We start from the raw sequence: 24,008 nt of genomic DNA, 5'->3' as shown, positions 1-24,008 counted from the left end.
TAAATAAAAACCCCTGCACCAGTGGTGTAGGGGTTTTTTATATTATGCACAAACTATTAACTATCTTTTTTACCTTCGCGGCTGGCTGTTTGGATGTACAGAATTAATAAAAACACAGAGGGAACTAATACGAACAGAATGCTCGCTACGAACCCTAAGTCATTAACTTGCATGGCAAAGAAGCCTCTCTATAATTTCCAGTCAACAACTTTAGAATAGCATCATCGATGCCCGTGTTAGCCTTATTTTTTTACTTCTTATGTCGCCAATGTTGCTGGCGTGTAAGGCTTAAACTTTAAGGTTTTGTCACCACGCTAACAGGGCCATGTACTATAGTTTGACAGGCTAGACGGTAATTTTCGGGTTTTTTCTTAAATTTGCGGTTTTCTACCTCTGTCCGCGGCGAAAGGTTTTCTAAACCTTCGACTATCTCGACAACACATGTACCACACTGCCCATACCCACCGCAATTGGTCATTTTGCCAAATAGTGTGTACAAATCAATGCCATTCTCCACCGCTTTTAACCGCAAGTTAGCACCATTTGCTGCTATTACTTCTTTATCCTCTTTAACAAATTTAATATTACCCATAAATATTTAATTCCTCGTTGACTGTAAAACACTCGGCTGAAAAGGCTAAGCTTTAATTAGGCTGTATCAACTATATTACTTAACTTATAGTTAGTTGTTACAAATAATTAAGAAATATCAAGTTTTACCAAGAATATACTGTCAAAAAAATAGGACAGGTATAACACCTGTCCTAGGAATTAAAAATTTACTTAACTTACCTAAATCCCACAGCTGCTTGCCACACGAAAGCAAGTAACAAGAAGAAAACAGGAATTACTGGAAGAACGTCTACCAGAGGATCGAAAATTTGGTAAGCTTCAGGCAATTTCGCTAATAACAGTGCTGCTTCCATGTTCGTTTTTATCCACTCTATTCAACACAGCTTTCATAATTGAGATGTATCTTAACATGGTTTGGACACTGAGAATTAGTTATTAGTTATTCATCTCTCTGCCTGGAAAAAAGGGACTTAAATACTAAGGACTAGAGGCGAGGGAAGAGAGTTTTTCGGTTGATTACGTAGTTTTGTCTGATGGCTACTTAACTTGAAAGTGCTGTTAACGGTAGGACGTACAGGGTAGCCAATGGCGTTGCTAAGTACAAAATACTCATCCTTAACCTCTAGCCGCAAAAATATCAGACACCTAGTAACTTGTAGATTAAGCTGTTGATGAAAGTAAGCGTCAGCGCACCTAAAACAGCACTCCAGATACCGAAACGTAACCGAAAGCCCTCTACTAACCAAGCAGCAATACTAAAACAAACAACGGCAATCATAAAGGTAAAGATGCCGGATAATACATCAAAAGTGAGAAAATTTGGTACTGCAAAGATCAGGCGTAAAATCGGTCTGATGATCGCCGTAACAATACCGAGAACTGCTGCCGAAATAAAGGCTTTTTTGGGTGAGTCTACTTCAACTCCTAGGGGGAGTTTACTAATAATCAGCAAGCTGATAGATGTTACGACCCAAACAATTAAAAGCGTCACAATTGCATTCATTGCCACAACCCTTGAAACGCGAATGGCGATTGGCGATCGCTTAATTTAAGCAACCGATTTCAGAATCTTTGAAGCTTTGCCAATTACTTGTAAATTAGCAGATATTTTACTCTACCCAGAATTTATTTTTTATATCTTTAGGTTTGGGTAAGAAGTCAGAAGTCACAATTCCCAATCTACAATCTCACATCCAAAATCCAAAATGGAAGATCAGGAAGTATGTTCTGCCTCATCTTCCATTACTGCATCCTGATATTAAAAATTCTGTTCACATTTATCTTTTTGGAGCAGAATTAGTATTTCCTGGTGCTACTGGAACTTGTGTTGCTGGTGCATTAGGTACACCAGGAATCACACCTTGTCCATCTGTGGGTATTTGGTTAGGATTAACAGGGATATTGGGGTCAAAATTCCCCTGTGGGTTAATTTCTGGAACGGGTGCAGGTGGTACTCCAGGATTAGTGGGAATATAGGGATCTGTCGGCAAACCAGGTTGAGAAACTGAAGGTTGATTAGGCCCTGGGATAATTCCTAAAGAAACGCGATCGCCTCCTACTTGTCGTAACAAATCTAGCGTCTCCACAACATCATTATAAGTTGCAGTCCGTGAAGCATTTAATACTAAAATACCGTTAGGATTTTGTTGGAGATATTGCTGTAGCCTCTGGGCTAACTCATCTCGTTTTACGGGTTGTTTTTCTATGTAAGTATTCCCAACAGCATCAATGGTGACAATTTGAGTGCTACTTTGTCCCGCCACACTAGCCGCTGTACCTGTAGAAGCTTTCGGCAAATCAACGTTAATAGCTTGTTGGCGAGTAAATTGCAATGCTGCTAACAAAAAAAATGTCAGAATACAAAAAACAACATCAATTAAAGGGATGATTTGAATTTGTACTTCTTCAACAGGAGTATGCAGATTAACTTTCATCTTCTTAGAAATTTTAGTTATAGCAAAGTGCTGTGTTTTGAGTGCTGTTAGCGGTAGCGGGGCGTTCAGCCCGTGCTGAGTAATAAATTAATTCTGCCTTCTGTCTTATACTTGCAGTTTATTGCTCAGAATCTAATGAATCAGTCACATTATTAGGTGGTTCTGGATTTTTCGGAAACGAATTTTTGGCTTGTTTGCGCGGTGGAGTAAAAGTTTCGCGGGAAGCTTCATGTACAATTGCTGTACTCTTACTAAATTCCGGTGGAGATTGACGATAAAGTAATTCCATCTCATTCCCCGCCTTACGAAAAATTTTGACTTGGTTAACCAAAAAACTTTGAAATAGCCGATAAAATACCAAGCTAACAATTGCTACTATTAACCCTGTAGCAGTACTAATCAGAGATTCACCAATCCCCGTTGTTACCCCAGCTGTCGATTCTGTGCCTAAATCGCCAATGCGAATTGAGCGCAAAGAGTGAATCAAACCCAACACAGTACCCAACAACCCCAACAGTGGAGATAGTGCAATCACTGCTTCTAAGAGTTTTTCACCGCGACGCATCCCGGCTAATTCGTCTTCGGCTGAGGCTTCCAGTGCTAAACGAAAAGTTTCTAAATCAACTTTTAATAAGCGTAAAGGCGCGTAGAGAAATCGCCCAATTGGCTGATCTGTGGCTTGTTTGGCAATATCCGCGGCTATATCCCAATTTTCTTGGGCTGCGTCTAGCACACGGTTAACTGTTTCCTTTTCTTGATTTAAAATCCGCAACCAAAACCACAGACGCTCTAAAATTACACTTAAAGCCAGAATTGACAGAACTGCCAAAGGCCACATCGCTGGCCCACCCTTTTGAAACAGATCTAAAATATCCACTGCTTAACTTTCCTCCCTCCGTACCTAGAGCAATTATCCCAAAGCATTTTAATTCTAAAGATTAATGTGCAGTTAGAAACTTAGATAAGATAAATTTCATTGTAGAAAGAAGGCAGGAGGCAGAAGGCAGGAGGCAGGAGGCAGAAGTTCAAATATTCATTTACTCAGCACTCAGCACTCAGCACTCAGCACTCAGCACTCATTTACGTAACTTAATTTATTTCTAGACTGGCTTGCAGAAATTATGTCATAAGTAAAAAAGGCTGTTAAATGCAAATCAACTTATGACCGCTGCTGTACAAAACTCTCCTAATTGGGCTGTTCACTTGGTAAACGGCATTCTGGCAATTAAGCCTTTAGCTAAAATTGCCAAGCACCAAGCCCGGCAAATGATGATTAAACGTGCTGAAAAAATTGGTGTACCTTGGACAAAAGCAGTAGAGAAACTACAAGCGCGTGATTGGTCAACTGATTTAGCCCAGGTGCAAAATCCTCAGCTTGCTTATCCAGAATATTACACCACTTCATTTCATGCTTACGACAAGGGCAATCTCAGTTGGTTAGCGGCTTTTGAAGTAGAACCTGCTGCCCATGCTGTTCACGCTAAAATTTGGCCTGGTGCTGAAGCCCAAGGCGATCGCCAACTCCGCCAAAGCTATCATAATATTCTCAAGCCCCTTCTATCTCAGGAACCACGGGACATTCTGGATGTAGGATGTAGTGTGGGATTAAGCACCTTTGCCTTACAGCAAGTTTATCCCCAAGCCAAAGTTACAGGCTTAGATTTATCTCCCTATTTCCTGGCTGTTGCCAACTACCGCGCCCAGCAGCATCAAGCTCATATTAATTGGGTTCATGCCGCAGCGGAATCTACAGGGCTACCAGATAAGTCATTTGATTTAGTTTCGCTGTTTCTTATTTGCCATGAATTACCCCAAGCACCAACCAAGCAAATTTTTGCGGAAGCGCGGCGGCTATTACGTCCCGGCGGTCATTTGGCAATCATGGATATGAATCCCAAATCGGAAATTTACAAAAAAATGCCAGCCTACATTTTGACGCTGCTCAAAAGTACTGAACCATATTTAGATGAGTACTTCTCTTTGGATATTGAACAAGCCTTAATTGATGCAGGTTTCAAACGCCCCACAATTACCAGCAATACCCCGCGTCACCGGACTGTAATTGCCCAGGTGCGTGACTAATTTAGCTTTACTGCTGTGGGCAGCAATTCCACCACTGTTATTTTTAGGTTATTACTATTACCGTGTTGCCTTTGCTCCGGCTTTACCACGCTTGCTGTTGTTTTTTATCGCCGGAGCAATTTCTGGTGGTGTTGCCCTCGGCTTAGAATGGTTAGCAGAAATAGCATTTAACTCCATTGTAAATTGGCAACAAATCCAGCGATCGCTTTTGGGTGCAGCCCTACGCCAAATTATAGAAATTGGGCCAATTGAAGAAGGCTGCAAGTTAATCGCTGTTATTATCCCGACAATCTATCTCCAACGCAGGTATCGGCTACGCAGCAGTAGTATATTGCTATTCACTATCGCTGTCGCTTTAGGTTTTACCGCCGAAGAAAACTGGGTTTACTTTTACTACGGTACAGCATCCTTTCTTGACCGGAGTATCGGTACGCTAGTTCATGCCATGTTTTCTGCACCTTGGGGTTATGCTTTAGGCATTTATCTTGCTGCTAGTCTCCGCATAAATCGCCGTAGAAAATTGATTTTGGCAGCATTCATTAATTCAGTAATCTGTCATGCGCTGGTGAATGTTTTATCTATTGCTTGGCGCTATTCTGCACCAGTCAACTTTCTCAGCTATGGTTTATTTCCCTTTTTAGTGTGGATGTTTTGGCGATTAGAACAACTACTGCGAAGAGTACAAAACCAACACCCAATAATCTTGATTTCTGGTCACACACCCCAGCATCGTGCTTGGCAAAGAGGCTTAATAGTATTCGCCCTCATCCTTGGTGGAAATGCGATTTTTGGACTGTTTCTTTTAGCCAGAATTCTCAGCCCTTTGCGTTGGTCACAGCTTTTGTACCCAGAGATTTGGCAATTTATTTTGAGTCGCTTTTTATTGAACTTCTGTTTTGCAATTGTAGCGTGGTTCATTTATCTCTATTTACGCAATTCATTAGTAAAACCTCTGTGTAACTCTGCGCTCAACTCAGCGTACCTTTGCGTTAAACAATTTAGGATTTAGTCCAACTTGATGAATCACTATAACCACTAGCAATTGTAGCTACTTTCACAACTTGTTTTGGGGCTTGGATTTCTCTAAATAACTGAATTGCTTGATGAAAATAAATTTGGCTAACATCTGCCTTTGCCAATTTTTTATAAGTTAAACCTAATTGAAAATAAGCTTGAGCTAAGTCGCATTTAGCGCCGATTTTATCCAAAAGTTCGATTGCTTCTGTATGATGAGCAAGAGCTAATTGATATTCTGCTTGTTGGCGATAAATTTCGGCTAACCCATTGAGTGTTTTTGCTTTGACCTGCATATAATGAACTGCTTCAGCAAACGTCAATGCTTGATGAAACATTTGATGTGCTTTAGAAAAATCACCTAAATTGAGATATGTTTGCCCTAAAATCTGCATAAAGTAAGCAAATCTTCCCGTCTTGAGAAGTTTTTCGTTGGCAATATTTTGATATGCTACATCTGCTAAATTATATGCAGCATCACAAAAACCCAAATAGGAATTAACTAAAGCTAAACAGACCGAAGCTTTTTCTGCCCAGCGATGATGCTCACTATTTTGCGCTAGGTAAATGACTTGTTGAAATAACTCTACAGCGGCTGCTAGTTCCCACAAATCTATTTTATATAGACCAATGCTTAATAGCGAATCTACTTCCAACATTCGCAGATAGTAAACTTTGTGTTTATTCTCGGAATGAGGAACAAATGATTTAAGTGCTTGTGTTGCCAGAGTGATAGTCTTTTCTTGACAAGCGATCGCCTGACTAATTTTCCCATTTATCCAATATAAATCACCCAATATATTGTATAATTCAGTAATACTTTGTTCATCTTCAATATTGTTCACCACTTGATTAATTGCGGCCAAGATAGGCTGAATTAATCCCATACGATATAAAGTACTACCCAGCGGTAAAAACTGTTGCCACTGATTATGGCGGCTCTTGAGGATAACTTTGCCTGCCAACTCAAATTCATTAATTTCTATATAGTGATAATAGGCTTCCAGTGCTTGTAAAGCATCTTGAAAAGTGGCAATTTTAGGAACACTCGCTGTCCAAAATTCTGCGGCTTTGTGGTGAGTAATTTCCCACTCATCACTATTGCGTAACCGCGCGATCGCCTCGGCTTGAATGACTGGATGCAGCCAATATTCACCTTGATTGCACTCTATTAACGAGCGATTTCTCAGAGAAGCAATGATTTGACGATGTTCAGCAGGTGGAACATCCCAGAGTAAACAAAACAGTCCTGGAGATGGAATGCTTGGTATATCTTGGTAACGATAACAACCCAAACGGCAAAGTAGGCGGTAAGCTTGGGGGTCAAGGGCTTGCAGACGATTAATTTGACTCACCGCGAAATTTTTTAAATCCGTTGCGGCTAAAGGATCAGCGTGATTTTCTTGCCAATAAAGGGACATATCACCGCCAAAATCCTCTTGCATCGCACCGCAGAGAATACCCATTGCTTTAGCATTACCGCTGTAAGTATGATGTATTTGTTGCAAAGTAGAAAGGTTAATAATTAACCCACGGTGACTAAAAAACTTCAGCCACGCCCTTTGATCTAAACCTGGAAGCCGATAATGGTGTACATTTAACCCAGGTTCACACAGGCGATCGCGGCTAGTAATCAAAGTCACAGACTGCACCCGCGCATCAGCTAAAATCCGCAGCAATTCTACATAGTTGCGGTGAGGCGAAATCAGCTTTCCTTGTTGGTCTAATGCAGGTTCGAGATTGTCAATTAACACCCCCATCCGCCGATTATGAAGTTGGCGCTTGAGTCGTCCTAATGTTACCCCAAACTCCACCCCTGGTTCTTCCCCAAAGTCTTGTTTTAGCCATTCCTCGACAACTCGTTCCACTGAGGTGATGTTTTGGGTTTCCTTCGCCATCAAAAGTTCTAAAACCAAGTCAAAACCCTGAGTTTGCAGATATTGTTGGGCGAGAGTCGTTTTACCTAACCCTCCCTCACCTTGGATAACAATTACTTTCGCGCCTTGATTTACCAGAGTATTTAGATGAGCGATCGCCTCTTGTCGTCCAATAAAATTAGTATCCTCTAGTTGTGGCACCGTTTGTAGCGGCGATGGGGAGTCATCAATCACACCTGAAATAGCCGCAGTTTTTCTCAGAACCCGTTCTAAAGTAGCGCGACAGTTACTTTTAGTAATCTTCTCTCGCAATACCTGAGACAGTAACTTCCATAACTGTGAACTAACATCCTTAACATGGCCTTCCGTACAACCGTAAGCATGGGCAATATCTAAATATTTTCTCCCCAACCACACCTGCCCAAGAATAACTTTTTGCAAATCGCTCAACCGTTCCCCGGTCTGAGCAGGAATTATGGTTTCTAACCATGCTAATGCTGCTTCAGCGTCCATTGTGTAACGACAAGGTTAGTTAGGTTCCAGAACTATAGATTAATCTACAGTTTCTACACCCCAATTTTCGGATAAGATTCTATGAATCCGGCTTTTTCCCCGACTTTTTCCTAGTTCATTTAGTTAATTTGTATATCCGAAAATATCTCTTTTGCCTAGCCTGACGACTGAAAATACTGCTTCACAGAAGCCAGATCCACGTAGCGGCTCGCAGGAAAGCCTATTGTCTCCTGCGAGGTACTTTTATCAAGCTACTCAGTCGTGAACTTTGCCATCAGGCATCATTGTTCCTGCCAATTCGGTTCTCCGCATATTGGCCTCGTAGATATCTGCGCCTCTTAAATCTGCTTGATCTAGATCAGCTCCGTCTAGGTCTGCCTTACGGAGCTTTGCCCCCTTTAAGTTAGCTCCAGTCAGATCCGCTCCCCTAAGATCAGCTCCAGTAAGGTTCGTCTTACCTAAGTTTGCTCCCTTCAAGTTAGCTCCACCTAGTTTGACATAGCTCAAATCTGCACCACTTAGATTTGCGTTAGTTAAGTCTGCGCCACTCAGGTCTGCACCAACCATTTCTGCACTAGTTAAGCACACTTCAATCATTCGCGCATCAGCAAGGGTTGCCTGATTCAATTTCGCTTGACTAATATGTGCATGAGTCAGATTCGCTCCCTTTAAGTTTGCACCAATCAAGTGCGCTCCCTCTAGGTGTGCGCCAATCAAATTTGCATTAGTCAGGCAGACCTGAACTAAGTTGACGTTACTAAAGTCCCTTTCTCCTGCTGCATAACGGCTCAAAAGTTCTTGATTATCCATAAAAAAAATAAATTTTTAGTTTTTTAAAGTTAAGTAAATCTTATCATTTAAATTATCAGGTTACTGTTAACTAATGTAAATAATTCTCAATTATGGACAAAACAGTATATTTTGTTGTGAAATGCGATCGCCAAGCAAAGACGACTTTTTTACCTACCTCTTGCAACAGCATCAGATAAAACTGCCGACTTTCACCGACTGACAAAAGAAAGGGCGATCGCTTAGGCTATTGGGCGTAGAGTAGAAAGTATAAAAATATGGTTAACACTACTAGCCCACCAATAGCAGATTTAGCAGACCAAAGCTATACTAGTCCTCGCTATTGGCAAACACAACACCGTCTACGTTCACTAATAGATAACTATGTAGCTGTCGAAAAATTACATGACCGCTTACAAGATTTACCGATACAACTTACCAATCCTCAGCCGCGTCCTTGGAAACCCATTGATTGGCAAGCCATCAACCGCAATCAAATCATCGGTATAGCACCAGAAGTATTTTTATCTATCTTGATAGGTGCAATGGATACAGAAGCACCCATTCGCGGCTACACGCAAACCAGCCGTCAGTATTTAGAAAAATTACATCCCCAGATGGCGCGGTTTGTTGGTGGAACAGTTAATGAAGACGGCGAACTCCAAGAAATTGGTTTGTGGGAAAAAGAAGAACGCCAGCACACACCTGCATTACTAAAGGTTTACACCCAACTAACAGGTGAAAAAATCATCCCCAAACACCGCACAGTCAGAGGCTACCTCCCCACAAATGACCCCCAGGAAGACTTATATCGCCACGGCTTACATCGCGTCGCTACAGAATACGGTGCAACCTGTCTTTACTTGTGGATGATGGCGCACACAACCGACGCACTCCACGACGTTCTAGAAGAACTCGCCAAAGACGAAATCAACCACATGACTAAATTCTGGGGCTTTGGAGTCTGGGCGTACCCCAACACAGGATTCATTCGTATCACCAACACCCTAATTAAAACCCGTTCCCAAAACTATCAACGCAACAACCTGATGCGTACCCTGCGCCGCATGATGAATACACTCAACTGGAACGCCTGGACACTCACCAACAAAACCACCCTCCTTTATACCTTTACCCGCACCATGCACCACCTCTGGAAATGGCACAACACCCTCACCCCAGAGTATTTACAAAACCTCTTGAAATAATCAATTTTTTGCGTCTTTGCGCGAAACCCTGAATAAATCCCCTCATCAACACCAACAACCATGACTTTTCCCCACGACCTCAACCCCGAAAAAATCCCCCAGCACGTAGCCGTCATTATGGACGGTAACGGTAGATGGGCAACCAACCGAGGACTACCCCGCATAGCCGGACATCGCCAAGGGGCAAAAACCCTCAAACAACTATTACGTTACTGCAAAGATTGGGGAATTAAAGCCCTCACCGCCTACGCCTTCTCAACGGAAAATTGGCAACGTCCCATTGAAGAAGTAGACTTTCTCATGCGCTTAATTGAGCGATTTCTGCGCCGGGAATTAGCACAAATGCACCAAGAAGGCATCAAAATTTCCTTCATTGGTGATTTATCAGCCTTACCTCCATCTCTGCAAAAACAAATAGCTCATTCAATGACAGAGACATCCAATAATCAGGCAATTCATTTTACCCTTGCTGTCAATTACGGTAGCCGCAACGAAATTGCTAGAGCCTGTCGTCAAGTAGCGGAACTGGTGGAACAAGGCAAAATCAATGCAGCAGCAGTCAATGAAACCCTGATAGAAGAACACCTGTATACAGTAGATACTCCCGCCCCCGATTTGCTGATTCGGACTAGTGGAGAGATGCGGTTGAGTAATTTTCTGTTGTGGCAAATGGCTTATACAGAGATGTATTTTGCTGATATTCTCTGGCCGGATTTTGACAAAGAAGCATTTCATCAGGCTTTATTGAGTTACCAACAACGCGATCGCCGTTTTGGTAAAGTGAAAGCTTTATTTTCAGCCTAACAAGTAAGTATTCTACATCTAGACTTTTGTGATGTGCGATCGCATCACTCAAGTAACCAGAATTAATCTATAGCAGTCCGATTTTATTTTTGAAAAAATCTAAGTAGGGGCGAACGGCCGTTCGCCCCTACCGTTGGGGAACATGAAGTACGATCTCCTACCGCCCTCGTTCAAAAATCAAATATGATTCCTATAGAATTCCTCAATGAGTTGTGATTATTTTAGGCGATCGCCTGAATTTATCCCTTAATTGAGTGCTGGTTCTGCCAACACCTTTTCAGTTTTTTGCTTCAGGACTGTTGGTAAATCACTAGTTAAAGGCTCACCTTCAACCACTTGTGAACGGAAACCATCTGGCCCAACGGGAACATCACCTGTAATGGTGGTGCGGTAGAGTACGCGCTCAACTTCTATATGATCCAAATCTTGTGGGGCTAAATGCGAGGTAGCGCGGTTGTCCCAAAATGCGATATCACCATTGTTCCAGCGGAAGCGGGTGGTGTAAGCCGGTTTGGTGATTTGGTTAAAGAACAACTCCAGCAATAGTTCGCTCTCTTGTGGCGACACATCCAAAATGTGAGAGGTGAAGCCAGGATTCACAAATAATGCCCGTTCACCAGTTTCAGGATGAACACGCACTACTGGGTGAATCGAAACCTGTGGATTTGCGGCTACGCGCTGGGCATATTTGCTGTTGCTGGGTAAACGCAACCGGGCATTGAAACGGTGTTCGGCTTTTAATCCATCGGCGAGGGCGCGGATGGGTGCAGATAGACCTTCATAAGCTGCTACCAAATTAGTCCACTGTGTGTCACCACCAAAGCTAGGAACGTTAACTGCCCGTAAGATAGAACCCGCAGGTGGGTTAACAACCGCAGTTACATCGGTGTGCCAACGGCTTTCATAGCTGGTGCGCCGTAACCCGTTGCGTCGCTCGAAACGGCTACGGTCAATTGGTAAGATTTGGGAAAAGCCTTCTATTGGTTCATCCTCGTGGGGATGAGCATAAGTAACTTCGCCAAAACGAGATGTAAAGGCGATTTGTGCAGCATGATCTATGTTTTGGCCGCGAAAGAATACGACCTTCCACTTCAATAGTGCTTTGCGAATTTCCGCAACTACGTCATCGTGCAGATGACTCGAAAGATCCACACCGCTGATTTCTGCACCAGTGAAACCAGAAGTAGGTTTAACTTCAATGTGCTTGTAGCCCATTTCTCTTCTCCAAAGTTTGATCTATGGGTGAATGTTTTTATTCGTCAGCTTCTCAAGGAAGGTTAAGCCCCAGAAAATTTCCCAGAAGCATCCGTAGCCAACTAATATACTACGACAAATCTAGCGATTTGTCGTAGTATAAATATTAAGAAAGTTCAATAAAAAACGAATGTCCGCAACTCGATACTTTCTCTAGGTGGTGCATCTAAAGAACTGCTGGGATCTGTAAAGGCTGTATGGGCGGCGAAACGTGCGCGTCCGTCTTCCGCCGAGTCGAAACATTTGATAAACAGTACCTCGTTTCTTTGCATCTGCGGAAAATAGAACCACTGATGGGCGGAATTATAGGTGACAGCGTAGGTTTCACCGATGCGATGTCTGGCGACAAGCCGCAAAGCGTCTACGCGATAAACTAAATCTCCAGCTACAAGGTCTGTTGGTGCAATACTTTGAGCATCACACACCGCCAATGGTGAGTCTTGGATTGTGTTGGCAATTCCTCGCCAAACATTGATAATGGCAAATCGTTGTTTGACTAAAGTATCAATATTATCTATACCCCGTGCGGCTAAATCCTTGTACGCCCGTGTATAGCCAGATTTAGCTGACTCCCACCTTAGCGGGCTGTTTCCACACGGCATTGGCATACAGTGATGCCTCGAAGTCTGGTGCAATATTGTTGCTAGTAATCCGGGCTTCGTGTCGCGACCAGTCAGCAAAGAATAAGTCGTGACTAATGCGCTCTACTATGGCTGGCACATCCCGGCAGATGCTGGGGACATCACCGATGGGTAAACCGAAGCTGACAAAGCCAGCCGGGTTAAATACGTGAATATCCTTGAGGTAAGGGGCGCTACCAAGGATTTTTTCTTGGTATTCATGGGCGCTACCCAGGTAAGGGTATGTACTGAGTTGTTCCTGCTGCTGGTCGGCTGGTGGCTGATAGCGATCGCGCCAGAGGGCGATATGATGAGCAAAATCGGCAAGTTCTGGGCGCTTGGTTGGGTCAACAAAATAGCCAGTCCCAGCGATCGCAAAATCGAACTCAAACACATCATCATGCACTTGCGCCAAAATGCGATCGCCTTGATTGTGCGCTGTTCGCCACGGTGCAGATAAATGTAGGTGGAAGTTAGAAAAAGCAGTTACCCGCGCAATAGCATCTGGTGGTGGTGTCGAGCCAACTTGATTAAACCGCCAAGCTTGAAACCAACGAGCCGCATCAGGCAATTGAGGATAGTTGTAATAAGCACCAGGATAGCCCCGCACGCGATTCACTGGCAGAGAGGCGATTTCTGACCGTCGGGCAAATAAATGTACTTCCTTGACATCTGATTCCAGGGTTGCCAGACTTGCACCTAAATTGGTAGGCGATCGCTCATTTAAATAATCAACTAACCAGTTTCGTGCGGCTGTTGCTACTCCTTGATATAAGGCACTTAAAAGTAAACTGCCAGCTGCCAGCATTAAATACTCAAACCGTATCATCTGTATCAAAGTTGTAGTAGGAGCAGAATCATGATTGAGCTTGTCAGCCATAAACTTTGTATTAATTGCAATCTGTGTGTTCAAGTTTGTCCTACCAATTTCTTTGATGCAGTTCCCAACGAAGCACCTGTAATTGCTCGCAAAGAAGACTGTCAAACTTGTTTTATGTGTGAGGCATATTGCCCAGCAGATGCACTTTATGTTGCACCCCAATCTCACACTGAGATTGCAGTCAATGAAGATGATTTAATTGAAAGTGGCATCATGGGTGAATATCGTAAGATATTGGGTTGGGGATATGGCAGAAAAAACAATAGTGAATTAGATACTGCTCATAAACTACGCCAACTACCGCGCCCCTATCAAAGTTAATTTGGGTGTCTCACATCGTCAACCGAAAGTATGGCAAATTGATAATCAATGAAGCATCTTTGTGTCATTTTTGATTTGGACGGAACATTAGTTGACAGTGAGACACTTTGTAACCAAGCATTGATTGATTTGCTCCCTTTTGTCAATGACTCAGTTGAAAGTCTAATTTATCGATATCGTGGCAGAAAACTAGCTGTAATCTTAGCAGACATAGAGATGAGGTTTGGCGAGAAACTGCCCAGAGATTTTGAGCCAACCTATCGCCAGCGAGTAGATGAGTTATTTGAATTTTATTTGCAACCAGTAACAGGTGTTCCAGAGATGCTAAAAACCTTGGAATATCCTGTTTGTGTTGCTTCCAGTGCGCCAATAGCAAAAATTCGCAAGGCTTTAAATGTAACCAAACTGTCGCATTATTTTGGCGATCGCTTGTTTAGTTCTTATGATATTGGCTCGTGGAAACCCGCTCCAGGTTTGTTTTTATACGCAGCAAATAAAATGGGATTTCCGCCCGAATCTTGTGTGGTTATTGAAGATAGCGATGTAGGAATTCAAGCCGCATGTTCAGCAGGAATCTATGCTTTAAAATATTCTAGTGAAGAGGAAGTAGCAGAAAAAAACAATGTATTTTCTAATATGAAATTCCTACCAATACGGCTTGAACAGATTTATAGCCGTATTCACTAGCTACAGGTTTTATACTCAGTACTCTGCTATACCAGAGGAAATGCGATCGCTTTTAAACCAAAAACCCAGTCGGGATGACTGGGCTTTTGATGGAGTTATATTCCCCAAGGCTTGTTATAGAAGTTATTTATAAGTTGCTTTTCTGTTAATTACTACAACGACGAGATTACGAATTCCAGAAAACAGTAGACACAAAATTTTCAATAACCCTGTCCAATCCACTCACGCCCTGCTTTCTCCGCAGCTTCGGGTGTAAAGTAAAGCTTGCGCTCTCCAAACACTGCACCACCAGAACTAATCAGCCGGAACTGCCAGCAATCAGCCTCTGTGTAAAATACCACAAGGGTAAAGTTCTGAATGCCAACAACTAAATTAATCTTGGTGTTAGTCATTAGTGGTAGCTCAAACTCTACCCTTGTTTTATCAGACTTTCTTTCAAGAGGAAGTAATTTGTGAACAGGTCAGCGACCCAGTAAGCTATATATTAAGTTATGCTGCAAATTTCTAATAAAATCATCATCCCTGATAGCGAACTCGAAATTAGCGCGATTCGTTCTCAAGGTGCAGGCGGTCAAAACGTCAACAAAGTTGCGACAGCTATCCACTTACGCTTTGATATTGAAGCTTCATCACTACCCGCTTTCTATAAACAGCAACTTCTCAAGCTCAACGACCGACGCATTACCCAAGAGGGAGTTGTGGTCATTAAAGCTCAAGAATACCGCAGCCAAGAACAAAACCGGGAAGAAGCTTTGCAACGACTAAAGCAACTCATACTCAGCGCAGTCATATTGCCTCAAATCCGCAAACCCACTAAACGAACTCGCAGTTCTCAAAGAAAACGTCTTGACAGTAAAACTAAGCACGGACAAATCAAGTCAATGAGAAGGCAAATAATTGATTAAAATCTAATATTACCAAATAGGCTAGGCGATCGCCCTTAGATGAGCGCGGTATTGTTCGGTAAATTAGGTGCTTTATTTTTTATCTCACGCAGAGGCTCAGAGAAGAATATAAGAGTGTTATTTAAAATAAATGAAAAATTCTCAACTCTTACTCTCTGAGTCTTTGCATCTCTGCGTAAAAAAATAATTTACTAATATTTATATAATCTACAACAACAAGTAAATGAAAAATATCAAAACATAAATTTTTGTTTTGCCTTGAATACAATATTTTTTCTTATGTGAAAATGACCGATAAAATAAAAAGCATATTTTTACTTGAACTTGATTTATTTAGTGAGTCTATGCAATACTAATTTTGTGTAAAAAAGATAGTTTAAGAAGTTATTTCAAAGCTATTTTATTTAGAAAAATTATATTTACTACTTAATAAAGTATTCGCAGGAGAAGTTGCGAAGTATGCAATTAATTAAAACTAAAGAGTCTCAAAAATATCTTGATATAGCTAAGTCTTTAGCACAGGAATTTGCTGCTACTGCTGTAGAGCGAGATGCCCAAGGGGGAACACCAAAACATGAACGCGATCGCCTGCGCCAAAGCAACTTGCTAAAACTGATCGTACCCACAGAGTACGGTGGTTTAGGAGAAAGCTGGATTACCGTTCTACGAATTACCCGTGAGTTTGCCAAGGTTGATAGTTCTATTGCTCACGTCTTTTCTTACCATCATCTAGGTGTAGTAGTTCCTCACATCTTTGGTTCGGCAGAGCAGAAACAGCGATATTATTCAGAAACTATTCACAACAATTGGTTTTGGTGCAATGCCCTCAACCCTTTAGATAAAAGAACAACACTGATACCAGAAAATAATTATTTCCGTCTTAACGGCATCAAAAGCTTTTGCTCTGGCTCCCAAGATTCAGATATATTACCCATCACTGCTACTGATCAAGAAACTGGTGAATTGAAAATTCTGGCAATTCCTACCCAACGCCAAGGTGTGACTGTTCATAATGATTGGGATAATATGGGGCAACGTCAAACAGACAGCGGTACTGTGACATTTGAAAATGTGCTGGTGTACCCAGAGGAAATTCTGGGTATTAGAGATAAACCCAGTTACTCCTTCACCACTATTCGCGCCTGCTTAACTCAATTGAATCTGGCTAATATCTACCTGGGAATTGCCCAAGGAGCATTTGAAGCGGCTAAAACCTATACTGGCACTAACACCAAACCTTGGCTGACATCAGGTGTAGAAAGTGCCACCCAAGATCCATACATTATCCAGCATTACGGCAATATATGGGTTGAGCTTCAGGCGGCTACTTGTCTGGTTGATCGAGCAGGAGAATTATTACAACAAGCTTGGGAACAAGAATGGTCACTTACCGCAGAACAACGAGGAGAATGTGCGCTGTTTATCGCTACAGCCAAAGTCGTCGCTACTAGAGTTGGTTTAGACATCACCAACCGCATCTTTGAAGTGATGGGCGCACGCGCTACTAATGCCAAATATGGTTTTGACCGTTATTGGCGGAATCTCCGCACGTTCACTCTCCATGATCCAGTAGATTACAAAATCCGAGATATAGGAAATTGGGCGTTAAACGATGAACTACCAAAACCCAACTTTTACTCTTAGAGGTTGTTTGAAAAAAGGGGCGTTGCTGATGAAAAAGATGAACTCGTCTTACGCATACCGCAAGCGGAACCCGCAGGGTAGGCGCAAAGACACAAAGTTACAATAATTAGCACTTGTAAATTGCTAGATTTGAGGCAAAAAATGGGTAAAAATGGGTTCAAGCTTGTGATTTTTGATTGTGATGGAGTTTTGGTTGATAGTGAACCAATAGTCAATCGCATTTTTGCACAAACGCTCACCGAAGCTGGTTTTCCTATCACCTATGCAGAAGTAACTCAAAAATTTATAGGCAAGTCCCTACAAACCTGTTTAGAGATTATTGAGGAATCTTATAATAAACCATTGCCCAAAAACTTTATTGAACGTTGCAAGGAACGAGAAATAGCCGCATTGCAGCAAGAATTAACAGCAGTTTCCGGCATTAACGAAGTATTAGAGCAAATGACATTACCAAAATGTGTGGCATCAAATAGCAGCCACCGTCATATTCAACTGGTGTTAAATTTAACAGGAATTCTGCATAAATTTGACGGCAAGTTATACAGCGCCCATGATGTTTCACGTCCTAAACCTTTTCCTGATGTCTATCTCTATGCAGCCGAGCAAATGAACACAAATCCAGAAAATTGTGTTGTGATTGAAGATTCTGTAACAGGTGTACAAGCAGGATACGCAGCAGGAATGACAGTTTTTGGTTATGCCCAACATAGCGATCGCACTGCGCTGACTGCGGCTGGAGCTAAGATAGTGTTTGATGATATGCAGCAGCTTTGCCAACTGATATCCGAACATGAGTGATTAATGATCTAAGATTACAATTCTCTAGGATTTGCTCGCCAGCGTAAAACGTAAGCTTCTAAAACACGCACTCCCCAATCGAGAAAAACGCTAATGGATGCCAAAATTACTAATATTGCCCAAGCTTGATCAACATTTAAAGTTCCCTGGGCTGACATTAATAGATAACCTAAACCCTGCGTTGAACCGATATATTCAGCGACTAACGCCCCGACTAAAGCCATACCCAAACTTGTGCGAATCCCGGCAATTACCCAACTCAAAACTGAAGGTAAGACAACCATGTACAACATCTGCCAACGATTTGCACCCATCACCTGAAAAGCCGAAACCAACTCGCGTTCAATACTTTGGAGTCCCTGATAAGTTGTAAAAAATATGGGGAAAAACGCGGCTAAAGCTGCTAATAATACTTTTGAGAGTAATCCAATGCCAAACCAGACAATAAAAAAGGGAGCTAAAGCAATCCGAGGTAGAGAATTAAATATCTGAACATAAGGAAGAGTGATTTTTGCCCCTGATGGCGAATAAGCAAGCAGAATTCCCAGACTCACACCGCCAGTCATTGCTAAAGCCAGTCCAGTCATTGCCTCTTGAAATGTCACAAAGATATGTTGAAATATGCTACCGCTAGATAATAACTTCCATATCTCTTGGACGATTGCACTCGGCTTACCAACCAATGCTGGTTCAATAAACTGAGGAATGTTAAATGCTCCTGTCCCAATTTCCCACACGAGCAAAATTACCGCCAGAGGTGTGAGTTGTATCGCTATTTGTTGTAAGCGTTGCCACCCTTGAATTTGATGGGGTTGAAAGCTGGGTGTTTTTGGCTGTTTATTAGTAGCAGAGAGCGTGGATTGTCCGAGAGGGAAAATTTTATGGCGGGTAGTTTTCATTTTATGTTTTAAAGAGTGCGAATCCTCGGTCTTGTTGTTGTAATACTTGTGTGGTTAACTCTGACCACATCTCACGCTGGATTTGCTGAAATCTCGGATCGGTACGAATGGCGATCGCCGATCGTTCTGTAGGTAAATCAATCTTAAATTCCTTGACAATTCTGCCAGGACGCGCACTCAGGAGGAATACACGCTCTGAAAGTGCGATCGCTTCATCCAAGTCATGAGTTACCAAAACAAAGGTGCATCCAGTATCACGCCATAATCGCAGAAATTCATCTTGTAATAGAGCGCGTGTTTGAGCATCTAGACTACTTAGCGGCTCATCAAGTAACACCACATCTGGTTGATAAATCAGCGTGCGAATTAACAACACACGCTGTTGCATTCCGCCTGATAATTCTCTGGGAAAGCTATTTTCAAAGCCAGACAACCCATATTTTTCCAGCATTGTCAAGGCTTTTTTTCTTCTTTCAGTTCGAGGTATACCACGAATTTCTAGAGGTGCAGTCACATTATCTATAACTGTCCGCCAGGGTAACAAAGTTTGCTTTTGGAACAAGTAGCCAATTTCTTTAATCCCATTGGTATTGAAACTACCATTGACATCTGTACCCGGACTAATTAAACCTGCAATCACATTTAATAAGGTACTTTTACCGCAACCACTAGGGCCAATTAAGCTAACAAATTCACCACGATTAATAGTTAAGCTGACATTCTGTAGTGCGTCAATTCGCTTATTTTTACTCCAATAAGAAATGCTGAGATTTTGAGTAGTGATTGTCGAGACTAACATAATTGTGCTGTTCCTTAAGCTCGATGACCGGCAAATTTATCAAAGACCCCTTCAGCATAAGGAACCATTTTCTTAATAATTCCCGTATCAAAAAATACTCTTTGATCAGCTAAATAAGCAGCTTCACTGATAGAGGCATCTTTCGGGACTGAGCGTTTGAGTTCTGTATTCAGACCTGTGAGGATAGCGTCTAAATTTTGACTATCAAACCGTTTACCGACGACTTTAAGAATGTCTTCTGGTGCAGTTTGGTGCATATATATAAAAGTGCGATTAACAACTTCAACTAATCTTTTAATAGCTTCCGGTTTCTCAGAAGCAACGCGCTCATGACTGAGCCAAGCACGAGTCATCGCCTCGTTAGCACCAAAATATTTCTTATGCACATCTGGATCTAAAGCATTCAATAGTTGAAAAACTGTGCCTTCTTTGAGTAATTTGTGGAGGTCGGGCGCACCAGCGATCGCTGCATCTACTTGTTTAGTTTTCAGCAATGTATAACTAGAAGCAGTTGTACTTTGAACATACTCAACATCTTTATCGTTTAGACCATTTTGACGCAGGTATTTGACTAACACTGCCCAACTCCAAGTGCCAACTTCACCTGCTGAAATTTTTCTTCCCTTGAGGTCAGCAACACTATTGATTTGAGAACGCAAATCAGAACGTACAATCAAGGAAGTATCAACAAGATTACGACGATTGGCGACAACATTTAAAGGAACTCCCTTTAGACGAGAAAGATAAACGTGTAAAGGTGCTTGGGCTGTGAAATCAATTTCACCTGCAATCAGCGCATCTCGCATTTTGGCACTACTTTGAAAGGTAACTACTTCAGCATTCAAACCAGCAGCATCAAAAAAACCTAAATCCTCTGGAATCCAAACATCAATAGAGTTAATCCCACTTACTGCCCCCAATTTAATGCTGATAGTTCTTTGATTAGCAGCAGGTTTAGTTATGTTATTACAGGCTTGTGTAACTAGAGCAGTTGTGACTCCTAAAGAAGCATATTTTAAAAAGTCTCTACGTGTGTGCATTTGCTTATTCAAGATTTATTTAAATTACAAGCAAGTAATATTAATGTGGGAATTTGGATTTAAGGCGTTGCTGAATTAGGGGATGAAATCTCAGGGACTAAAATGGTAAGTATTCAGGAGTCAGAAGGTTTAAAGAATCAGGAGAAATATTTGATGAATTAATTTGCTCATCCTCTAGATATTTCTAAATTCTGGCTTCTGAACGGCAGTTGCTTTATGCCGGGAAACCCGTCCACCGCACTGCCTCCTCCTGGGTGCTGAATTCTTACCTAAAATGTGAAACTCATTATTCTTTTGGCGTGAGACGATTCATCCCAAATTTAGACAACGCCGACTTTAAAACCTGATTCAATAACTATTCAAGCAGGTTGAAATCAGACTACTTGAATAATTAGTCTTACGCTTCACTCTGCACTTTTCTCGGTTGTTCAATTAGCCGCAATAACTCGGTTATCAACAATCTGCTGGAAGGTTGCATCAGGTTGAATCAGTCCCCACTTCACCATCCAGTGATAGGTACGGTGGAAATCAGTTTCCGAGTATGGTGCTGGGTCGTTGTAGCGCAGGCGGTTGCGCCGGAAGTCTGATGGTTCGAGTTTGACAATCTCTTCCGATACGTCATCAATCAGATACTTTGTATAGCGGATGGGGTCTGCTTGCAAATCTTTAACAGCGCGACGGATAGCTTTATTGATCGCCTCGAAACTTTCTTCGTCTAGGTCGGGACTAGCAATTTCTAGACCGACATAGTGAGCCTCAGCGATAATCTTGTAGCCCAGTTTTTCGGCAACTGTAATCCAGGGTTCCATGACTGCAACTGCATCAACTAGCCCATCACGCAAAGCGACAAAGCGGTTGAATTGTTTATGTTGTCCACCACCTTCAATGTGTACTACTTTAATCTCCTCTGGAGCCAAGAAGCCTTCAAGGGTTTGGATAGCGATGTAGTGCGAACCGTGGTGAAAGTTCACACCAACAGGTACATTAGCTAGGTCTTGAGGAATGTTGTAGGGTGAATCTGGACGTACGATAATCGCTTGACTGGCGATCGCCGCCCGCTTGGCTATCACCTGTCCACCACGGGAACTATCGTATGTCCGGCGTACTTGTCCCCACTCACACGCGCGATAAAGGGTGCTTTGTCCTTGCTCAAACAGAGAAGGGCCACCAAAAGAACTCACTTGGCGATGATCGTCAATTAGGGTGATATTGGCTGGGCGATCGCTATAGTTGCGTTTGACAAACTCTATCTCTATTCCTAAATCAGCAAAATATCCTTGATCACGAGCTACGTGGTAAGGCAAAGAGAACACCGTCCCACTAATCTCGGTGGTAATCTTCTTGAGTGCCAAATTTGTGTTACTCAAGGTTTATCTCCCTATTTTGTATAAGTAAGGTTTATTCTCCGGTAAATACACGTATTTGGTCAAGATATAAAATATTTATTTACAGTATTAAGTAGCTCGGTGTTAAAAATTGTCGTTATGACAAGGCAGGAGAGAAGAGGTTTTCAAGCTACGTTCTACTTAACTGGAGTCTCAAAAGCGATCGCTCTGCTCAATACTTTAATTATTCGCCACTGGATGTTTCCCCAAGTGGATTAACCGCGCCATTTGGGGTAATTGCTGGATGAACAGTATCGAACCAATAATACAAACTACACCGCCTGCAATCAGTGTATTCGGAGCATTAAAGTAATATGCCGAAGTTCCGGCGAGCAAGTTACCGAAAGGCGACATCCCCATAAAGCACATAGCATAAAAGCTCATCACCCTACCCCGTTTGCTATCTTCCACAATAAATTGCAGCACCGTATTACTAGCAGCTACCTGAAGTGTAGAACTCCAACCAACTAAAACTAAAGCTAATTGCGAAATCCAGAAAACTTGAGATAAAGAGAAAAATATAAAGCCAATTCCCATAATTGCTGGAGAAAAAGCAATGAGACGCTCTAAACCTGCCACCTTTTGCCGGAAACTGAGATAAACGCAGGCGAACACTGAACCCATTGCGGCTGCGGCTGTGAGAAAACCCAAAGTTTCCGAACCTCCCCGCAGAACTTCGACTGCAAAGATGGGGAGAAGTGTTGTATATGACATCCCGACTAAGCTGGCTACTGCGAGTAATGACAGGATAGAACGTACAGGCAAGAAATGATAAGCATATTGAAACCCTTCTTTTAATTTCTGCCAAGGATTAGTCGTCTGTATTTCTACTTTTCTCGATGTAATCTGCATTGCAGATATCGCCCAAATAGCCACAATATAGCTGAGAGTGTCGTACAAAAAGCAATAACCTGCGCCAAACTTGGCAATAAAAATCCCACCAAGTGCAGGGCCAATCAAACGCGCAGCATGAAGAAAGGCCGCATTGAGAGCGATGCCTTCGGCGGGCTACGCCAACGCATTTGCCATGAGTTCACGGCTCACCATATCACTAACAAAGGCGTGACGTACAGGAACATCTAACCCTTTCAAGAAACCTAACAATGTACTAAAAGTCAGCAATGTCCAGAAATCTGCCCAACCGAGAAACGTCATCACTGTCAAAATTACAGATAGGGAAATCCCCACAATCTGAAGCAGCAGTAACAGGTGATGCCGATTGTAGCGATCGGCTAAAATACCGGAAATTGGCGCTAGGACAAATACTGGTAATTGTCCAAAAAATCCTGCTAATCCTAATAATAAAGCCGAATCAGTTAATCGATAAATCAGCCAGAGAATCGCTACTTGCGTCATGAAACTGCCAGTCATCGACCAAGCTTGTCCAGCAAAATAAAGGCGATAATTACGCGATCGCAAAGCAGGAAGATCAAGATTCAACTTGAATCTATATTTAGATAATAATTTCATTAATTTATAGCAAATTGACTAGAAAAACACTCTGCGCTAACCTCCTCACACCTTTGCGTTTAAAAAAAGAAACAGGAAGAAACAAGACAATAGCCTAATTCCTTCCTAGCTCAAAGGTTGAGAAATTCCCCCATACCCAAAAATTACACCGTGACTAATTCCCTGTTAGCAACCACTGACTCAGGTTTGACCCAAATTTTGTCTAAACCACCACTCCGCAGACGATATTGCTGATTGGGGTCTTGTTGTGGGTAATCATCGCGTTTGTGCATCCCTCTAGTTTCCTGACGTTGCAAACCACTGTTGTACATCCAACGCGCCGTAGCCACCATTGCCGCAGCTTCCCGCGATCGCACAATTTGGGTATCATCTGGTGCATGACTATCCCTCTTCTGTCACTTTCCGAGTATTCTAAATAAAAGGATTAAAAGAAAAAACTCTGGAAGGTAAGCAGGGCAATGGATGTGGAATTACAAATCCTGAAACATTTACGTCGAGACGCTCACCCAACA

The 24,008-nt window shown here is 42.2% G+C and carries 25 protein-coding genes and 2 pseudogenes; 9 read left to right on the top strand and 18 right to left on the bottom strand.

What is annotated here, in order from left to right:
* Positions 1-56: 56 nt before the first annotated feature.
* The 6 genes from psbM to IQ244_RS21830 form a co-directional block, all read right to left on the bottom strand.
* The gene (gene psbM, locus IQ244_RS21855) at positions 57-173 is read right to left on the bottom strand and encodes a photosystem II reaction center protein PsbM (protein ID WP_015113622.1); all 117 of its coding nucleotides are present in this window, start codon (positions 171-173) and stop codon (positions 57-59) included.
* A gap of 122 nt (positions 174-295) precedes the next feature.
* Entirely contained in the window at positions 296-592 is a 297-nt protein-coding gene (locus IQ244_RS21850) for a 2Fe-2S iron-sulfur cluster-binding protein (RefSeq protein WP_193897969.1), read from the bottom strand.
* Positions 593-788: 196 nt separating this feature from the next.
* Positions 789-926 carry a photosystem II reaction center protein K gene (locus tag IQ244_RS21845; RefSeq protein WP_006195022.1) on the bottom strand — a complete coding sequence of 46 codons (138 nt, stop codon included), beginning with the start codon at positions 924-926 and terminating at the stop codon, positions 789-791.
* A 284-nt stretch (positions 927-1,210) separates the two neighbouring features.
* Complete coding sequence (locus tag IQ244_RS21840) at positions 1,211-1,576, bottom strand: phage holin family protein (RefSeq protein ID WP_193897967.1); 366 nt, start codon at positions 1,574-1,576, stop codon at positions 1,211-1,213.
* A 274-nt stretch (positions 1,577-1,850) separates the two neighbouring features.
* Entirely contained in the window at positions 1,851-2,507 is a 657-nt protein-coding gene (locus IQ244_RS21835; protein WP_193897965.1) for an ExbD/TolR family protein, read from the bottom strand.
* Between the two features lie 118 nt (positions 2,508-2,625).
* The gene (locus tag IQ244_RS21830; protein ID WP_193897963.1) at positions 2,626-3,384 is read right to left on the bottom strand and encodes a MotA/TolQ/ExbB proton channel family protein; all 759 of its coding nucleotides are present in this window, start codon (positions 3,382-3,384) and stop codon (positions 2,626-2,628) included.
* 284 nt (positions 3,385-3,668) lie between these two features.
* Here IQ244_RS21830 and IQ244_RS21825 point away from each other — a divergent pair, with 284 nt between their 5' ends.
* A complete protein-coding gene (locus IQ244_RS21825; RefSeq protein ID WP_193897961.1) occupies positions 3,669-4,589 on the top strand; it encodes a class I SAM-dependent methyltransferase in 921 nt (306 codons plus the stop codon).
* Positions 4,582-5,598 carry a PrsW family intramembrane metalloprotease gene (locus IQ244_RS21820; protein WP_193897959.1) on the top strand — a complete coding sequence of 339 codons (1,017 nt, stop codon included), beginning with the start codon at positions 4,582-4,584 and terminating at the stop codon, positions 5,596-5,598. Before IQ244_RS21825 ends, IQ244_RS21820 begins: the two co-directional genes overlap by 8 nt.
* Here IQ244_RS21820 and IQ244_RS21815 read toward each other — a convergent pair.
* Together IQ244_RS21815 and IQ244_RS21810 are read right to left on the bottom strand one after the other, a co-directional pair.
* Entirely contained in the window at positions 5,588-7,993 is a 2,406-nt protein-coding gene (locus IQ244_RS21815) for a tetratricopeptide repeat protein (RefSeq protein ID WP_193897957.1), read from the bottom strand. The two genes, IQ244_RS21820 and IQ244_RS21815, sit on opposite strands and share 11 nt — an antisense overlap.
* 255 nt (positions 7,994-8,248) lie before the next feature.
* Entirely contained in the window at positions 8,249-8,803 is a 555-nt protein-coding gene (locus tag IQ244_RS21810) for a pentapeptide repeat-containing protein (RefSeq protein WP_015113631.1), read from the bottom strand.
* Positions 8,804-9,060: 257 nt separating this feature from the next.
* Here IQ244_RS21810 and IQ244_RS21805 point away from each other — a divergent pair, with 257 nt between their 5' ends.
* A complete protein-coding gene (locus IQ244_RS21805) occupies positions 9,061-9,990 on the top strand; it encodes a ferritin-like domain-containing protein (protein ID WP_193897955.1) in 930 nt (309 codons plus the stop codon).
* Between the two features lie 60 nt (positions 9,991-10,050).
* Complete coding sequence (locus IQ244_RS21800) at positions 10,051-10,794, top strand: isoprenyl transferase (protein WP_193897953.1); 744 nt, start codon at positions 10,051-10,053, stop codon at positions 10,792-10,794.
* 246 nt (positions 10,795-11,040) lie between these two features.
* Here IQ244_RS21800 and IQ244_RS21795 read toward each other — a convergent pair whose 3' ends face one another.
* The 3 genes from IQ244_RS21795 to IQ244_RS21785 form a co-directional block, all read right to left on the bottom strand.
* Positions 11,041-12,009, bottom strand: coding sequence for a TauD/TfdA dioxygenase family protein (locus IQ244_RS21795; protein WP_193897951.1), 969 nt, complete (start codon positions 12,007-12,009; stop codon positions 11,041-11,043).
* Between the two features lie 155 nt (positions 12,010-12,164).
* A complete protein-coding gene (locus tag IQ244_RS21790; RefSeq protein WP_322746093.1) occupies positions 12,165-12,656 on the bottom strand; it encodes a CmcJ/NvfI family oxidoreductase in 492 nt (163 codons plus the stop codon).
* On the bottom strand, positions 12,610-13,476 hold the full coding sequence (locus IQ244_RS21785) for a hypothetical protein (protein ID WP_322746092.1): 867 nt from the start codon (positions 13,474-13,476) through the stop codon (positions 12,610-12,612). The genes IQ244_RS21790 and IQ244_RS21785 overlap by 47 nt, the downstream gene beginning before the upstream one ends.
* A gap of 51 nt (positions 13,477-13,527) precedes the next feature.
* On the opposite strand from IQ244_RS21785, the gene IQ244_RS21780 reads away from it, so the two are divergent.
* Entirely contained in the window at positions 13,528-13,869 is a 342-nt protein-coding gene (locus tag IQ244_RS21780; RefSeq protein ID WP_193897949.1) for a 4Fe-4S binding protein, read from the top strand.
* A gap of 48 nt (positions 13,870-13,917) precedes the next feature.
* The gene (locus IQ244_RS21775) at positions 13,918-14,556 is read left to right on the top strand and encodes an HAD-IA family hydrolase (RefSeq protein ID WP_193897947.1); all 639 of its coding nucleotides are present in this window, start codon (positions 13,918-13,920) and stop codon (positions 14,554-14,556) included.
* Between the two features lie 200 nt (positions 14,557-14,756).
* Here the strand turns inward: IQ244_RS21775 and IQ244_RS21770 are convergent, their stop codons facing one another.
* On the bottom strand, positions 14,757-14,948 hold the full coding sequence (locus IQ244_RS21770) for a hypothetical protein (RefSeq protein ID WP_193897945.1): 192 nt from the start codon (positions 14,946-14,948) through the stop codon (positions 14,757-14,759).
* A 99-nt stretch (positions 14,949-15,047) separates the two neighbouring features.
* Here IQ244_RS21770 and arfB point away from each other — a divergent pair, with 99 nt between their 5' ends.
* The 3 genes from arfB to IQ244_RS21755 all read left to right on the top strand — a co-directional run bounded on the left by arfB (position 15,048) and on the right by IQ244_RS21755 (position 17,903).
* Positions 15,048-15,461, top strand: a complete 414-nt coding sequence (gene arfB / locus IQ244_RS21765) for an alternative ribosome rescue aminoacyl-tRNA hydrolase ArfB (RefSeq protein WP_193897943.1) — start codon at positions 15,048-15,050, stop codon at positions 15,459-15,461.
* Positions 15,462-15,920: 459 nt separating this feature from the next.
* Positions 15,921-17,105 (top strand): acyl-CoA dehydrogenase family protein, encoded by a 1,185-nt coding sequence (locus tag IQ244_RS21760; protein ID WP_193897941.1) that lies wholly within the window; start codon positions 15,921-15,923, stop codon positions 17,103-17,105.
* A 141-nt stretch (positions 17,106-17,246) separates the two neighbouring features.
* Positions 17,247-17,903, top strand: a complete 657-nt coding sequence (locus tag IQ244_RS21755; protein ID WP_193897939.1) for an HAD family hydrolase — start codon at positions 17,247-17,249, stop codon at positions 17,901-17,903.
* Between the two features lie 14 nt (positions 17,904-17,917).
* On the opposite strand, the gene IQ244_RS21750 is transcribed toward IQ244_RS21755, so the two are convergent.
* From IQ244_RS21750 to IQ244_RS21725, 6 genes and pseudogenes are all read right to left on the bottom strand, one after another.
* Entirely contained in the window at positions 17,918-18,802 is an 885-nt protein-coding gene (locus IQ244_RS21750) for an ABC transporter permease (protein ID WP_193897937.1), read from the bottom strand.
* Position 18,803: 1 nt separating this feature from the next.
* Positions 18,804-19,601, bottom strand: coding sequence for an ABC transporter ATP-binding protein (locus tag IQ244_RS21745; RefSeq protein ID WP_193897935.1), 798 nt, complete (start codon positions 19,599-19,601; stop codon positions 18,804-18,806).
* 14 nt (positions 19,602-19,615) lie between these two features.
* The gene (locus IQ244_RS21740; RefSeq protein WP_193897933.1) at positions 19,616-20,641 is read right to left on the bottom strand and encodes an ABC transporter substrate-binding protein; all 1,026 of its coding nucleotides are present in this window, start codon (positions 20,639-20,641) and stop codon (positions 19,616-19,618) included.
* Positions 20,642-21,069: 428 nt separating this feature from the next.
* Entirely contained in the window at positions 21,070-22,008 is a 939-nt protein-coding gene (locus tag IQ244_RS21735; protein WP_193897931.1) for an ABC transporter substrate-binding protein, read from the bottom strand.
* Between the two features lie 198 nt (positions 22,009-22,206).
* A pseudogene (locus IQ244_RS21730) lies at positions 22,207-23,496 on the bottom strand (MFS transporter).
* A 143-nt stretch (positions 23,497-23,639) separates the two neighbouring features.
* Positions 23,640-23,885, bottom strand: a pseudogene (locus tag IQ244_RS21725) (pyridine nucleotide-disulfide oxidoreductase); the annotation flags it as partial.
* Positions 23,886-24,008: the final 123 nt, after the last annotated feature.

The organism is Nostoc sp. LEGE 06077, assembly GCF_015207705.1.
Lineage (GTDB): Bacteria > Cyanobacteriota > Cyanobacteriia > Cyanobacteriales > Nostocaceae > Nostoc_B.
The sequence above is the reverse complement of the archived record's forward strand: the minus strand, read 5'-3'. Positions and strand labels throughout refer to the sequence as shown.

What these genes read in the sequence shown, in the direction of transcription:
- IQ244_RS21770 (WP_193897945.1), bottom strand. Translation starts at nt 14,948, where the DNA reads ATGACTAACACCAAGATTAATTTAGTTGTTGGCATTCAGAACTTTACC.
- IQ244_RS21850 (WP_193897969.1), bottom strand. Translation starts at nt 592, where the DNA reads ATGGGTAATATTAAATTTGTTAAAGAGGATAAAGAAGTAATAGCAGCA.
- IQ244_RS21835 (WP_193897965.1), bottom strand. Translation starts at nt 2,507, where the DNA reads ATGAAAGTTAATCTGCATACTCCTGTTGAAGAAGTACAAATTCAAATC.
- IQ244_RS21745 (WP_193897935.1), bottom strand. Translation starts at nt 19,601, where the DNA reads ATGTTAGTCTCGACAATCACTACTCAAAATCTCAGCATTTCTTATTGG.
- IQ244_RS21845 (WP_006195022.1), bottom strand. Translation starts at nt 926, where the DNA reads ATGGAAGCAGCACTGTTATTAGCGAAATTGCCTGAAGCTTACCAAATT.
- IQ244_RS21760 (WP_193897941.1), top strand. Translation starts at nt 15,921, where the DNA reads ATGCAATTAATTAAAACTAAAGAGTCTCAAAAATATCTTGATATAGCT.
- IQ244_RS21825 (WP_193897961.1), top strand. Translation starts at nt 3,669, where the DNA reads ATGACCGCTGCTGTACAAAACTCTCCTAATTGGGCTGTTCACTTGGTA.
- IQ244_RS21740 (WP_193897933.1), bottom strand. Translation starts at nt 20,641, where the DNA reads ATGCACACACGTAGAGACTTTTTAAAATATGCTTCTTTAGGAGTCACA.
- psbM (WP_015113622.1), bottom strand. Translation starts at nt 173, where the DNA reads ATGCAAGTTAATGACTTAGGGTTCGTAGCGAGCATTCTGTTCGTATTA.
- IQ244_RS21775 (WP_193897947.1), top strand. Translation starts at nt 13,918, where the DNA reads ATGAAGCATCTTTGTGTCATTTTTGATTTGGACGGAACATTAGTTGAC.
- IQ244_RS21755 (WP_193897939.1), top strand. Translation starts at nt 17,247, where the DNA reads ATGGGTAAAAATGGGTTCAAGCTTGTGATTTTTGATTGTGATGGAGTT.
- IQ244_RS21840 (WP_193897967.1), bottom strand. Translation starts at nt 1,576, where the DNA reads ATGAATGCAATTGTGACGCTTTTAATTGTTTGGGTCGTAACATCTATC.
- arfB (WP_193897943.1), top strand. Translation starts at nt 15,048, where the DNA reads ATGCTGCAAATTTCTAATAAAATCATCATCCCTGATAGCGAACTCGAA.
- IQ244_RS21790 (WP_322746093.1), bottom strand. Translation starts at nt 12,656, where the DNA reads ATGCCAATGCCGTGTGGAAACAGCCCGCTAAGGTGGGAGTCAGCTAAA.
- IQ244_RS21750 (WP_193897937.1), bottom strand. Translation starts at nt 18,802, where the DNA reads ATGAAAACTACCCGCCATAAAATTTTCCCTCTCGGACAATCCACGCTC.
- IQ244_RS21810 (WP_015113631.1), bottom strand. Translation starts at nt 8,803, where the DNA reads ATGGATAATCAAGAACTTTTGAGCCGTTATGCAGCAGGAGAAAGGGAC.
- IQ244_RS21805 (WP_193897955.1), top strand. Translation starts at nt 9,061, where the DNA reads ATGGTTAACACTACTAGCCCACCAATAGCAGATTTAGCAGACCAAAGC.
- IQ244_RS21780 (WP_193897949.1), top strand. Translation starts at nt 13,528, where the DNA reads ATGATTGAGCTTGTCAGCCATAAACTTTGTATTAATTGCAATCTGTGT.
- IQ244_RS21800 (WP_193897953.1), top strand. Translation starts at nt 10,051, where the DNA reads ATGACTTTTCCCCACGACCTCAACCCCGAAAAAATCCCCCAGCACGTA.
- IQ244_RS21815 (WP_193897957.1), bottom strand. Translation starts at nt 7,993, where the DNA reads ATGGACGCTGAAGCAGCATTAGCATGGTTAGAAACCATAATTCCTGCT.
- IQ244_RS21785 (WP_322746092.1), bottom strand. Translation starts at nt 13,476, where the DNA reads ATGCTGGCAGCTGGCAGTTTACTTTTAAGTGCCTTATATCAAGGAGTA.
- IQ244_RS21795 (WP_193897951.1), bottom strand. Translation starts at nt 12,009, where the DNA reads ATGGGCTACAAGCACATTGAAGTTAAACCTACTTCTGGTTTCACTGGT.